Genomic DNA, 13277 nt, shown 5'->3' on the forward strand with positions numbered 1-13277 from the left:
AGCACCGGCAGCACCGGTCCGCACGCCGATCAGAGCACCGGCCGGCTCGCTGATCCGAGTACCGGGCTGCCCCCGCACGAGCGCCGGGCCGTCCGTCTGTACAGCGTGGTCCTCGTGACCGGAACGGTGGCCTGCCTGGCGTTCATGGCCGCCGTCACCCTCCCCGCCGACGTGACCCTGCTGGTCCGCGCGGCCCGCGGGCTGGGACCCGGCCACGGCCTCGCGCGCAACGCCGACGCGGCGGCGGTGCTCGTCACCCTGGGCGGCGTCAACGTCCTGTGGCTGGTCACCCGCTGGCGCAACCGCACCTCGCGCGGATCCACGGCGACGAACTGACAACCGGACCCGTCCCGAGCCCCGTCACCCACACACGGTGGGAGGATGCGGGGACGGCGAGTGAGGGGCGGGGGCGCGTGGGGCGGGACGAGCGGGAGGCGGCCGGGCGGGGGGCGCGGCTGTGCGACGCGGCCCGGAACGTGGTCGCGGACCACGGCAGGGCCGTCGAGGCGGTACGGGCCGCGCTGGCGCCGATCCACGACGCGGCGGTGCGCCGGGACCTCGACGCCATACCGGTCACCCGGCTCCAGGACGTCACCGAAGGCCGGCTGCGGCTGGGCAGTGTCGAGCAGAGCGGGCTGCGCACGGTGGGCGCGGTGCTCGACGCGGGCTCCTACCGGCTGCGGCAGATCCCCGGCGTGGGGCAGCGCACCGTCGACCAGATGCTCGCCGCGGCCCGCAGGCTCTCCGACGCCGTGCACGAGACGGTGGCCGTCCACATCGACGTGGACCGGCCGGAGCCGGAGACCACCGCGCTCGTCATGGCCCTGCACGTCCTGGTGGAGGCGGGCCCGGAGGCGCGGCGCGCCGTCGACCGGGCCGGCGCGCTTGCCGGGCGGCTGGGCCCGCTGCTGGCCGACGCCGGGCCCGCCGCGGGGTGGTTCCGGATGCTCCTGGCGGGCCGGGAGAAGAAGGCGCGCGCCATGGCGGCGGTGACGGAGATCCGTTCGCTGCTGGACGAGGCGGAGCGGGCGGAGCTGCCCGTGCTGTTCGCGCAGGCCTCGGTGGACCTGCTCCGCGGACCCTCGTCCGACCTCGCCGCCTGGGCGGACTTCGAACTGCGCTCCGCCGACTACTACGGCCTGCTCGCCGAGATCTCCGGGCGGTCGCCCGACACCGCCGCCGCCGAGGGCTTCCTGCCGGACGAGATCGCCGAGCGGGTACGGACCCAGCGCCTCGACGACTCGCAGCGACGCGTCTCCCTGCGCGGCTACCAGGCGTTCGGCGCGCGGTTCGCCCTCGCGCAGCGCAACGTGATCCTCGGCGACGAGATGGGCCTGGGTAAGACCATCCAGGCGATCGCCGTGCTGGCCCACCTGGCCGCCGAGGGGCGGAGCCACTTCATGGTGGTGTGCCCGGCGAGCGTCCTCGTCAACTGGATCCGGGAGATCGAGGCCCGCAGCGCCCTGCGCGTCCTGCTGCTGCACGGCCCGGACCGGCGGGACGGGTTCGCCGACTGGAAGGGGCGCGGCGGGGTCGCGGTGACCACGTTCGACGCCCTGCGCGGATTCCCCGCACCGGGCGGCGGCGAGGTCGGCCTGTTCGTGGTCGACGAGGCGCACACCGTCAAGAACCCCAAGGCCAAGCGGTCCCAGGCGGTCGCCGAGTGGGCCGAGCGGTGCGAGCGCACCCTCTTCATGACCGGCACCCCGATGGAGAACCGGGTCGCGGAGTTCCGCAACCTGGTCGGAATGCTCGACCGCGGTGTCGCGCAGGCCCTGGACGACGGGGACGCCCTGGCCGGCTCGGTCGCCTTCCGCAAGGCCGTCGCCCCCGTCTACCTGCGGCGCAACCAGCAGGACGTGCTGACGGAACTCCCGAGCCTGCAACGGACCGACGAGTGGGAGGAGCTGAGCGCCGCGGACGAGGAGGCGTACCGCGAGGCCGTGCGCGCCGGGAACTTCATGGCGATGCGCAGGGCCGCTTACGCGTGCCCGGAGCGGTCGGCCAAGCTGGAGCGGCTCCTGGAGATCGTCGGCGAGGCAGGCGAGAACGGGCAGAAGACCGTGGTCTTCTCCTACTTCAAGGACGTCCTCCAGGTGGTCCGGGCAGCGCTCGCCGACGGCACCGCGGTCTTCGGCCCCCTCACCGGTGCCGTGCCCGCGGCCCGGCGGCAGCGGATCGTCGACGAGTACGCCGCCGCCCCGGGCCCCGCCGTGCTCCTGGCGCAGATCCAGGCGGCGGGCGTCGGCCTGAACATGCAGGCGGCCTCCGTCGTCGTCCTCTGCGAACCCCAGGTCAAGCCCACCATCGAGCACCAGGCAGTGGCCCGCGCCCACCGGATGGGCCAGGTCAGGCCGGTGCGCGTGCACCGCCTGCTCGCCACCGGGGGAGTGGACGAACGCCTGGTGCGGATCCTGGAGCGGAAGACCCGCCTGTTCGACGCCTACGCCCGCCGCAGCGCGGTGGCCGAGGCCACCCCGGACGCGATCGACGTGTCGGACGCCGACCTGGCGCGCCGGATCGTCGAGGAGGAACAGGCCCGCCTGGGCCTGCCGGTGGCGAGCGCCACGGCCACGGCCACGGCCACCGCCACCGAGTGAGCCCCGGGGAGGACGACGGCTCCGGCACCCCGCCCCGCACCCCTCCCGACTCCCACAACCGCGCCCCCTGCCCCGGCACCCTCGGCCGCGCTCCTACCCCGACTCCCACAACCGCGCCCCTGCCCCGGCACCCTTGGCCGCGCTCCTACCCCGACTCCCGCAGCCGCGCCCCTGCCCCGGCACCCTCGGCCGCGCCCCTGCCCCGGCACCTTCGGCCGCGCCCCTACCCCGGCACCTTCGGCCGCGCCCCTGCCCCGGCACCTTCGGCCACGCCCCTACCCCGGCACCCTTGGCCGCGCCCCTACCCCGACTCCCGCAGCCGCAGCTGCGCCCCCACCACCAGTTCGTCGGCGTGCAGCGGGCCGCTCCCGGTCAGCAGCCGCGCCGCCTGTTCGACCGCGAGCGCGCCGAGTCCGCGGGTGTCCAGGGCCACCGTGGTCAGCGGCGGCTCGACGAGCGCGCCCAGCCGCAGGCCGTCGAAGCCGATCACCGCGAGGTCTCCGGGGACCGAGCGGCCCAGCCGTCGCGCGGCGCGCAACGCCCCGAAGGCGATGATGTCGTTGAAGATGAACACCGCGGTCAGCTCGGGGTGCGCCGCGAGGAGTTCCTGGAGCGCCTGTTCCCCGCCCTCCACGCTCTGGTCGGCGCGGGCCACCGAGCCGGCGTCCAGCCCGCACGCGGCCATCGCGGCGTCGAACCACTCGTGCCGGACGCTCGGTTCGGACCGCTCGGCGTGGTCGAGCATGCCGATGCGCCGGTGCCCCGCCGCGACGAGGTGCCGGATCGCCGCGTGGACGCCCGCCTCGCCGTCGATCCGGATCGAGCTGAACCGTTCGGTGCGGTGCTTGCGGTCGATGAGGACGACGGGCAGTCCCCGGGTGAGCCGGGCGATCTCGTCCTCCGGCAGGCTCAGGTAGCCCACGACCGCGTCCACCTGGGAGGCGATCACCTCCAGGGTGCCGCGCTCCTCCTCGACGCGGTCGCCGGTGTCGTAGACCACCACGTGCCAGCCACGGCCCCGGGCCGCGTCCAGCGCGGCGGCGGCGACCTCGGTGAAGAACGGGTTGAGCAGGTCCGGGATCACCAGGCCGACGCTGAACGTGTCCTGCCGTACCAGTCCCCGGGCGAACCGGCTCGGCCGGTAGCCCAGTTCGAGGGCCGCGTCGAGGACGCGCTGCTTGGTGGAGACGCCGATCTCGCCCTTGTCGTTGAGCGCCCGTGACACGGTCTGCCGGGACACACCGGCGGCCTCGGCCACGTCGTCGATCGTCACCCTGCGGGGTCCGGTCCCCGACGACACCATCACTCACCTCCGCGAAATTGCCGACGGGCCCGGTCGCGGGGCCGTCGCAGGGACACCGAGTATGCCGTGTCCCGGTTCCTGAGCCTTGACACTCCGGCGGGCCTGAGCCCACACTCCAGATCGCCGCCCGTTACCGCTCCCGTGAGCGCTCACGGTACCGCTCACGGACCCACATTCCAACCAGGAGCACTCCAACCAGGAGCACTCCGAAACCAGGAGCACTCCGACCAGAAGGCATCCGCCTCCAGGTGTCAACGTCGACCCGCCCGGCCCCTCTCGCCGGACGATCTCTGGAACGGAAGATATGAGCACCACAGTCACGCGCACCCGCCTCGCCGTCGCGACCGCCACGGCCGGAATCGTCGTACTCGCCGGGTGTTCCTCGTCCGGCTCGTCGGACCAGGCGTCCGGCTCGTCCTGCGCCCCGGCGAAGGGCAAGGTCACCCTCCAGTACTGGAACACCGTGCCGGGCATGGACAAGGTCGTCGCACTCTGGAACAAGCAGCACCCGAACGTGCAGGTCGAGACGAAGAACATCTCCAACGACCAGTACGGCACCCTCGGCAACGCCCTCAAGGCGGGCAAGGCGCCGGACCTCGCCCAGGTCGGCTACGACGAACTCCCGAACCTGCGCACCCAGAGCGCCTTCGTGGACGCCTCCGCCTGCAAGGCGGCCACCGCCGCCAAGTCGAAGTTCGTCCCCTGGACCTGGTCGCAGACCAGCTTCGGCGGCACCGGCGTGTTCGCCGTCCCGCAGGACACCGGTCCGATGGCCCTCTACGTCCGCGGCGACCTCTTCAAGAAGTACGACGTTGCCATCCCCACCACCTGGGACGAGTACGCGACGGCGGCCCAGAAGCTGCACAAGGCGGACCCCGCGCTCGACATCACGTTCTTCGACCCGAACAACGCCGAGTGGTTCAACGGGTTGCTGTGGCAGAACAGCGCCGAGATGTACGGCTACTCCGGCGACAAGTGGCAGGTCAGTGTCGACTCGGCGCAGAGCCGGCAGGTCGCCGACTACTGGCAGAAGCTGATCTCCGAGAAGGTCGTGCGCACCGACCTCGCGCACGGCTCGACACAGATGTACGCCGCCTACCAGAAGGACCAGATCGCCACCTACGTCGGCGCCGCCTGGGGCTACAGCATGTTCCGCGACAACCTGCCCAAGCAGGCCGGGAAGTGGACCGTCGTACCGATGCCGACCTGGGGCACCAGCGGCTCCTCCGGTGACTGGGGCGGCTCGACCGTCGCCTTCATGAAGGGGAGCAAGCACCTGTACGAGTCGGTGGAGTTCAACACCTGGCTCAACACCGACCCGGACGCCCTGGCCCTGGAGAACAAGCTCGGCGGCCTCTACCCGGCGGCCACGGCGGGGCTGGACCTGCCGGCGCTGAAGCAGGGCGTGCCGTACTACGGCAACGAGAAGATCTTCGACGTCTTCGCCGCCTCCTCCAAGAAGATCGACACCAGTTTCGCCTGGGGCCCCACCCAGAAGACGGTGAACCTGGCGCTCCAGGACGCGATGGCCAAGGCCGCGGGCGGCAGCGGCACCCTCGACGACGCGCTCGCCGCCGCCCAGGCCGCCGCGCTGAAGTCGATGAAGGACCAGGCCATCCCGGCCGAGGCAGGCAAGTGACCACCGTATGACCGACATCGCTACCCGCCCGACCCACGCGGTGGCGCCGACCGGGAACCGCCGCCGCCGACCGGGCGGCGGCGGCCCCCGGGTGGGCACCGTCGCCGCCTTCGTCACCCCGTTCTTCCTGCCGTTCCTGTTGTTCTACCTGGTGCCGGTCGGCTACGCGCTCTGGCAGAGCTTCCGCGTGGTGCGCCGCTCCGGCGGGCAGTACGGGACGTCGTACACGGCCTTCGGCGGCTTCGAGCAGTACGGGCAGGTGTTCCAGAACACCGAGTTCTGGTCGAGCATCGGCCGCATCGGCCTGTTCGGCATCGTGCAGGTGCCGGTCATGCTGTTCGTGGCGCTGGTCATCGCGCTGCTGCTGGACACGCCCCTGCTGCGGGCCAAGGGCTTCTTCCGCATCGTGGCGTTCATGCCGTACGCGGTACCCGGCGTGATCGCCGCGATCATGTGGTCGTACCTGTACTCACCGCAGCTCAGCCCGGTCGTCGACCTGCTGGACGGCATCGGGCTGCACCCCGACTTCCTCGGTCCCGGCGCCGTGCTCTGGTCCGCCGCCAACGTCTCCACCTGGCTGTGGACCGGCTACAACATGCTGATCATGTTCTCGGCGCTCCAGTCGATCCCGCAGGAGCTCTACGAGGCCGCCAAGCTCGACGGCGCCTCCAACTGGGTCATCGCCTGGCGGGTGAAGGTCCCGATCATCGCGCCGTCGATCGTCCTGACCACCGTGTTCTCGATCATCGGCACGCTCCAGCTGTACGCCGAGCCGGCCGTGCTGCGCCAGATCTCCTCGAACATCTCCAGCACGTTCACCCCGAACATGCTCGCCTACACGGTGGCCTCCGGGAACAACTACCAGCAGGCGGCGGCCATCTCCGTCGTCATCGCCGTCATCACCTTCGTCTTGAGCTTCGGGTTCATGCGACTGACCTCGAAGAAGGCCGGACTGTGAGCAAGCCCTCCGTGATGCGTGAAAGCCGGGCCGGCCGTACGGCGGCCACGGCCCTGATGCTGCTGCTGGCCGTCTACTTCCTGCTGCCGGTCTACTTCCTCGTCGTCGCGTCGACCAAGCCGCAGGGCGACCTGGCCGCCACCAACGGCCTGCTGTTCTCGCACTTCGACCTGTTCGACAACCTGCACACCCTGTTCACCCGCAGCGACGGCATCTTCGGCCGCTGGGCCCTGAACACCGTGCTCTACGCGGTGCTGGGCGCCGCCGTCGGCACCCTGATCTCCGCGCTGTGCGGCTACGCCCTCGCCAAGTTCCGGTTCCGGGGACGGGAGTTCCTGTTCTCCGTGATCCTCGGCGGGGTCCTGGTGCCCACCACCGCGCTCGCCCTCCCGCTGTTCCTGCTGTTCTCGGCGACCGGCCTGGTCAACACCTACCTCGCGGTCTTCCTGCCCAGCATCGTCAGCCCGTTCGGCGTCTACCTCGCCCGGATCTTCGCCGACGCGGCCGTCCCGCAGGAACTGCTGGAGTCGGCGCGGCTGGACGGCGCGGGCGAGTTCCGCACGTTCTTCTCGGTCGCGTTCCGGCTGATGACACCGGCCCTGGTGACCATCTTCCTCTTCCAGTTCGTGGCCATCTGGAACAACTTCTTCCTGCCGATGGTGATGCTCCAGAAGGAGTCCCTGTTCCCGATCACGCTCGGCCTGTACGAGTGGAACGGCCAGACCGCCCGCGCCCCGCTGCTCCAGCAGTCCATCATCACCGGCTCGCTGGTCTCCGTCCTGCCGGTGATCGTCGTGTTCGTGCTCCTCCAGCGGTTCTGGCGGTCCGGACTCGCCGCCGGTTCCCTCAAGTGACGCCCGCCCCCGAACAGAAGGTGCCCTCCGCGATGCCCAACCCGGCAGTCTTCGTGCCCCACTTCCACTGGGACCGGGAGTGGTACGAGCCGTTCCAGGTGTTCCGGCACCGGCTCGTCACCGCCCTCGACGCCGTGCTGGAGACGGCCGAGGCCGACCCGGACTTCCGGTTCACCGTCGACGGGCAGATGGCCGCCGTCGAGGACTACCTGGAGATGCGCCCCGAACACCGGGACCGTCTCGCGGCCCTGGTCCGCGAGGGACGGCTCGCCGTCGGCCCCTGGCTCATCCTCCTCGACGAGTTCCTCTGCTCCGGCGAGACCATCGTCCGCAACCTCCAGATGGGCTGGGCGGCGGCCGAACGGCTCGGCGGCGCGATGCCGGTCGGCTACCTGCCGGACATGTTCGGCCACATCGCGCAGATGCCGCAGATCCTGGCCAGGGCCGGCATCGCACACGCGGCGCTGTGGCGCGGGGTCCCCGGCACGGTCGACGGCCACGCCTTCCGCTGGCGCGCCCCGGACGGCTCCGAGGTCCGCACCGAGTTCCTCTTCGACGGGTACGACAACGGACTCGACGTCCTGCTGGTCCCGGACCGGATCCGCGGCGCGCTCGCCGAGTACGCCGGGATGACGGCGGGGCGGTGGGGCGGCGACCCGGTGCTCGCCATGTCCGGCACCGACCACAACGCGCCCGACCCGCGGCTGGCGGACTGGCTGCGGCAGGCCTCCAGCGAGGAACGGCCGATCACCGTCGCCACGCTGGACGAGTACGTCCGGGAGCACGTGCGGGACCCGGCGACCGCCGTCGTCACCGGCGAACTGCGCAGCCACGTACGCGGCAACATCCTGCCGGGCGTGCTGTCCGTGCGGCTCGGCCTGAAGCAGCGGATGGCCCTCGCCGAGCGGACCGTCGACCACGCCGAGCGGATGAACGCCCTGTGGTCCACGCGCGACGAGACGAACTTCCTCGCCCTCGCCTGGCACAAGATCATCGAGTCGACCGCGCACGACTCGGTGGTCGGCTCCGGCACCGACGAGACCTGCGACCAGGTCGCCGCCCGCCTCGCCGAGGCCGCGCAGACCGCCCGCGCCGTCCGGGACACGGCCCTCGCCGAACCCGCCGCCCGGGTGCCGAGCGACGCCCATCTGGCCGCCAACCCGTTGCCGGTGCCGCGCACCGCGCTGGTCGAGGTGGACGTGGTGGCCGCGCCGGAGGGCAGCACGCTGGTCGCGACCACCGCCGACGGCGCCGTCCACCCCGTGCAGCCGGTCTCGCAGGCGCCGACCGTCCTCAGCGACGAACGGCTCGACGCCGCGGAGCTGGAGCGTGTGCTGCGCCGGATCCACCGCCGCGAACTCTTCGGTCTGCTGATCGACCGCTACGAACTCACTCCGAACGCCCTGGTCCTCCACCTGGCCGAGGTACCGGCCGGGCCCTTCGACCTGATGACCCTGCGCGGCGAGGTGGCCGCCGCGGCGGCCGCGCACCCCGGGCAGTGGCGGGTACGGACCCTCGCCCAGCCCCGCGCCACCGCCCTGGCGGCCGTCCCGGTCCCGGCCTGCGGGCTGGCGGCCTTCCGGGTGGCGTCGGTCCCGGACACCCCGGCCCTCCACGGCGACGCGGACCCGGCCGGACCCGGCGCCGGCCGGCCCACGACCCCGGCGACGGGGCCCGCTCCGGTGGCGGTGCCCGCCCGGACGACGGAGCCCTCGCCGGTGGCGAAACCCGCGCCGGTGGCGGTGCTCCCGGTGTCGACTCCCGCCACCGCGACGGCCGACAGCCTCTCCAACGGTCTCGTCGGGGTCCGTGTAGCCGCCGACGGCACCCTGACGGTGACCGGTGCCGACGGCACCGTGCTCACGGGGGTCGGCCGGCTGGTCGACGGCGGGGACCGCGGCGACAGCTACAACTACGCCCCGCCGGCCCACGACCTACCGGTGTCCGAGCCGGCCCGGGTCGACGTCGAACTGGTCGAGAGCGGTCCGCTGCGGGCCCGGCTGCGCGTCACCCGCGTCTACGACTGGCCCGAGGCGCTCGCCGCCGGCGACCGGGACCGGCGGTCCGGCCGTACCGTCCCGACCCCCGTGGACATGCTCGTGGAGGTCCGCGCGGGTGAGCCGTTCGTCCGGATCTCCACGGCGTTCCTCAACCGCTCCGCCGACCACCGGCTGCGCCTCCACGTCCCGCTGCCCCGGCCCGTGACCACGTCCGCGTCGGCCGGACAGTTCGCGGTCACCGAGCGCGGGCTGACCGCGGAGGGCGGCTGGGGCGAGTACCCGATCCCGACCTTCCCAGCGAGCTCCTTCGTGGCGGCGGGCCCGGCCACCGTCCTGCTCGACCACTCCGCCGAGTACGAACTCGTCGACGACGGCCGTGAACTCGCCGTCACCCTGCTGCGCGCCATCGGCTCGATCAGCGTCAACATCCACCCCCTGCGCGACGAACCGGCGGCGAGCGAGATCCCCGCGCCGGGCGCCCAGGAACTGGGCATGCGCATCGAGAACCGGTTCGCCGTGCTGCCCTCGGCGACCGGCCGGCGGGGCGCCAACGCGGTCGCCCTCGCCGAGGAGTTCCGCGGTGACGTGCTCGTCACCCGGGGGACCGCGCCCGGCGGCGGACAACTGCCCCCGGACACCCCCGGGATACGGGTCGACGGACCGGACGTCCAGGTGTCGAGCATCCGCCGGGTCGGCGACCCCGACCACGGACCCGGCACCGAGATCCGGCTGGCCGCGCTGCGCGACACCGCCTCGACCGTCCGCGTGACCGGCGCCTTCACCGAAGCCACCACCGTCGACCTGCTCGGCCGGCCGATCGCCCCCGAGCCGGTGCGCGACGGGCTGGAACTCGCCCTCGGCCCCTGGGAGATCCGCACCGTCGTCCTCCGCTAGCCCCCGACACCCCCCGCCGACAAGAAAGTTGTGACCTCTTGCCCTCCCCGCTCGCCACGTACGTGTCCGACCCCGCGCCCTGGCACGGCGCCCTGCGCCCGGCCCGATCCTGGCTGCACTCCGACGCCCCGTCCCGCACGCTGAACGGACCCTGGCAGTTCCGTCTGTCGCCGACCGCGGCGGCGGCCGAGGACTTCGCCGCCGAGGAGTTCGACGACCGCGGCTGGGACAGCATCCCGGTGCCCGCCCACTGGGTGCTGGAGGGCGACGGCGCCTACGGCCGTCCCATCTACACGAACATCCAGTTCCCGTTCCCCATCGACCCGCCGCACGTCCCCGACGAGAACCCCACCGGCGACTACCGCCGCCACTTCGACCTGCCCGGGGACTGGGCGGACGCGGAGCGGGTCCTGCTGCGGTTCGACGGCGTGGAGTCGCTGTTCCGGGTATGGGTGAACGGCGTCGAGATCGGCAGCGCGAGCGGCAGCCGGCTGGCCCACGAGTTCGACGTGACGTCCGCGGTCCGCCCCGGTGACAACGTCGTCGCCGTCCGCGTGCACCAGTGGTCGGCGGCCAGCTACCTGGAGGACCAGGACCAGTGGTGGCTGCCGGGCATCTTCCGGGACGTCACCCTGCTGGCTCGCCCGGCCGGCGGCATCGAGGACGTCTGGCTGCGGACGGGGTACGACGACGGGCGCGGCCGCGTCGAGGCGGAGATCACCGCCGAGGCGAGCGCCTTCCCGGTCACCCTGCGCATCCCCGGACTGGGCGTCGAGCAGATCTGGGAGACACCGGCCGACGTGACGCCGGTCGAGGTGGCCGCCGTGGAGCCGTGGTCGGCGGAGCTGCCCCGGCTGTACGACGCGACCGTGTCCTCGGCCGCCGAGAGCATCGCGCTGCGGGTCGGCTTCCGCACCGTCGAGATCCGCGGGGACCGGTTCCTGGTCAACGGGCGCCGGGTGGTCTTCCACGGGATGAACCGGCACGAGGCGCACCCCGAGCGCGGCCGGGTCTTCGACGAGGCGCACGCCCGCGCGGACCTGGCCCGGATGAAGCGGTTCAACGTGAACGCCATCCGCACCAGCCACTACCCGCCGCACCCCCGGCTGCTCGACCTCGCCGACGAACTCGGCTTCTGGGTCGTCCTCGAATGCGACCTGGAGACCCACGGCTTCGAGAAGGTCGGCTGGGCCGGCAACCCCACCGAGGACCCGGCCTGGCGCGCCGCCTGCCTGGACCGCGTCGAGCGCACCGTGGAACGGGACAAGAACCACCCCGCCGTCGTGCTCTGGTCGCTCGGCAACGAGGCCGGCACCGGCGCCAACCTCGCCGCCATGTCGGCCTGGGTCCACGCCCGCGACCCCGAGCGTCCCGTGCACTACGAGGGCGACTACACCGGCGACTACACCGACGTGTACTCCCGGATGTACTCGACGGTGCCGGAGACCGAGCAGATCGGCACCGACGGCTCCACCGCCCCGCTGCTGGGCTGCACCCCGGCCCAGGGCGCCCGGCAGCGCACCAAGCCGTTCCTGCTGTGCGAGTACGCCCACGCGATGGGCAACGGCCCCGGCGCCCTCGACCAGTACGAGGAACTGGTCCACCGCCACCCGAGGCTGCACGGCGGCTTCGTCTGGGAGTGGCGCGACCACGGCATCGCGGCCACCGCCCCGGACGGGACGCCGTACCACGCCTACGGCGGTGACTTCGGGGAGGTCGTCCACGACGGCAACTTCGTGATGGACGGCATGGTGCTGAGCGACGACGTGCCGACGCCCGGCCTGTACGAGTTCAAGGCGGTCGTGCAGCCGGTCCGCTTCGCCTTCGACGGCGGCAAGCTCGCCGTCACCAACCTGCGGCACTCCGCCGACACGTCCGACCTGCGGTTCCGCTGGCGCGTCGAACACGACGGGACCCCCGTGGACGCGGGGGACCTGGAGGTGCCCGCGGTGGCGGCGGGGGAGTCGGCCCGGGTGGCGCTGCCACCGCTCGCGGTGGCGGCGGACGCCGAGACCTGGCTGACCGTCGAGGCCGTGCTCGCGGCCGGAACCGCCTGGGCCCCCGAGGGACACGAGGTGGCCACCGCCCAACTGGACTGCTCGGTACGGCGGCCGGTGCCCGCGGTCCGGCCCCGCGCCGGCTGGCGGCCGGGCGAGGGCACCCTCGCCCTCGGCATCGCCGAGTTCACCGGCGGCACCCTCACCCGCCTCGCCGGACGCCCGGTGAGCGGCCCGCGGCTGGAGCTGTTCCGGGCGCCCACCGACAACGACGAGGGCACCGCCGACCGGCTGGAGGGCAGCGACGCCAGTCTCCCCGAGGTGTCCAGCGCCGAACTCTGGCGGCGCGACGGACTCGACCGGCTGACCACCCGGCGGATCAGCGTGGAACACGCCACCGACGCCCTGCGCACCGTCGACCGGGTCTCCGCCGCGGACTCCGCCCTGGCGGTCACGGTGGAGTCGGTCTGGACGATCGAGGACGGCGAGCTGGAACTGCGGGTGGAGATCGAACCCTCGCGCGGCTGGCGGACGGTGTGGCCGCGGATCGGGGTGCGCTTCGAACTGCCCGACGCGACGGCCCCGGTGGACGGCGCCCGCTGGTTCGGCCTCGGCCCGCTGGAGTCCTACCCCGACAGCATGCGCGCGGCCCGCACCGGTCACTTCTCGGCCGGCGTGGCCGACCTCTCGGTGGAGTACGCGCGCCCCCAGGAGACCGGCCACCGCTCCGCGCTGCGGCACCTCACGCTGACCAGCGGCACCGCCGACGTCCTGCACGTCACGGCGCTGCCCGACCGCCGCGGGCGCCGCCCCGGTTTCACCCTCGCCCGGCACACCCCGCAGCAGCTCGCCCGAGCCGCCCACCCCTTCGAACTCCCGGAGTCCACCACCAGCCACCTGATCATCGACGCGGCCCAGCACGGCCTCGGCTCCCGGGCCTGCGGACCCGACGTGTGGCCCGAGTTCGCGCTGCGCCCCGAGGCCCGCACCCTGAGGCTGCGCATCACCCGGGCAGGCTGAGCAACAGAACCC

Annotated in this window: 7 protein-coding genes and 1 pseudogene; 7 read left to right on the forward strand and 1 reads right to left on the reverse strand. The window is 72.9% G+C overall.

Annotation, left to right across the window (positions count from 1 at the left end; translation table 11 throughout):
• Window positions 1-336 (forward strand): annotated as a pseudogene (locus AAW13_RS38405) (hypothetical protein); the annotation flags it as partial.
• Between the two features lie 77 nt (window positions 337-413).
• Window positions 414-2600, forward strand: a complete 2187-nt coding sequence (locus tag AAW13_RS38410) for a DEAD/DEAH box helicase (RefSeq protein ID WP_046734668.1) — start codon at window positions 414-416, stop codon at window positions 2598-2600.
• Window positions 2601-2901: 301 nt separating this feature from the next.
• Here AAW13_RS38410 and AAW13_RS38415 read toward each other — a convergent pair whose 3' ends face one another.
• Window positions 2902-3903, reverse strand: a complete 1002-nt coding sequence (locus AAW13_RS38415) for a LacI family DNA-binding transcriptional regulator (protein WP_206306352.1) — start codon at window positions 3901-3903, stop codon at window positions 2902-2904.
• A gap of 304 nt (window positions 3904-4207) precedes the next feature.
• Here AAW13_RS38415 and AAW13_RS38420 point away from each other — a divergent pair, with 304 nt between their 5' ends.
• The 5 genes from AAW13_RS38420 to AAW13_RS38440 are packed head-to-tail and all read left to right on the forward strand — an operon-like array spanning window position 4208 to window position 13265.
• Window positions 4208-5542, forward strand: coding sequence for an ABC transporter substrate-binding protein (locus AAW13_RS38420; RefSeq protein ID WP_046734669.1), 1335 nt, complete (start codon window positions 4208-4210; stop codon window positions 5540-5542).
• A 7-nt stretch (window positions 5543-5549) separates the two neighbouring features.
• On the forward strand, window positions 5550-6500 hold the full coding sequence (locus tag AAW13_RS38425) for a carbohydrate ABC transporter permease (RefSeq protein WP_046734670.1): 951 nt from the start codon (window positions 5550-5552) through the stop codon (window positions 6498-6500).
• Window positions 6501-6514: 14 nt separating this feature from the next.
• On the forward strand, window positions 6515-7354 hold the full coding sequence (locus AAW13_RS38430) for a carbohydrate ABC transporter permease (protein WP_240528862.1): 840 nt from the start codon (window positions 6515-6517) through the stop codon (window positions 7352-7354).
• A gap of 32 nt (window positions 7355-7386) precedes the next feature.
• Entirely contained in the window at window positions 7387-10248 is a 2862-nt protein-coding gene (locus AAW13_RS38435) for a glycoside hydrolase family 38 N-terminal domain-containing protein (RefSeq protein WP_046734675.1), read from the forward strand.
• A gap of 38 nt (window positions 10249-10286) precedes the next feature.
• Window positions 10287-13265, forward strand: coding sequence for a glycoside hydrolase family 2 TIM barrel-domain containing protein (locus tag AAW13_RS38440; protein ID WP_240528860.1), 2979 nt, complete (start codon window positions 10287-10289; stop codon window positions 13263-13265).
• The last annotated feature ends 12 nt before the right edge of the window (window positions 13266-13277 follow it).

The organism is Streptomyces humi, assembly GCF_001005085.2.
Lineage (GTDB): Bacteria > Actinomycetota > Actinomycetes > Streptomycetales > Streptomycetaceae > Streptomyces > Streptomyces humi.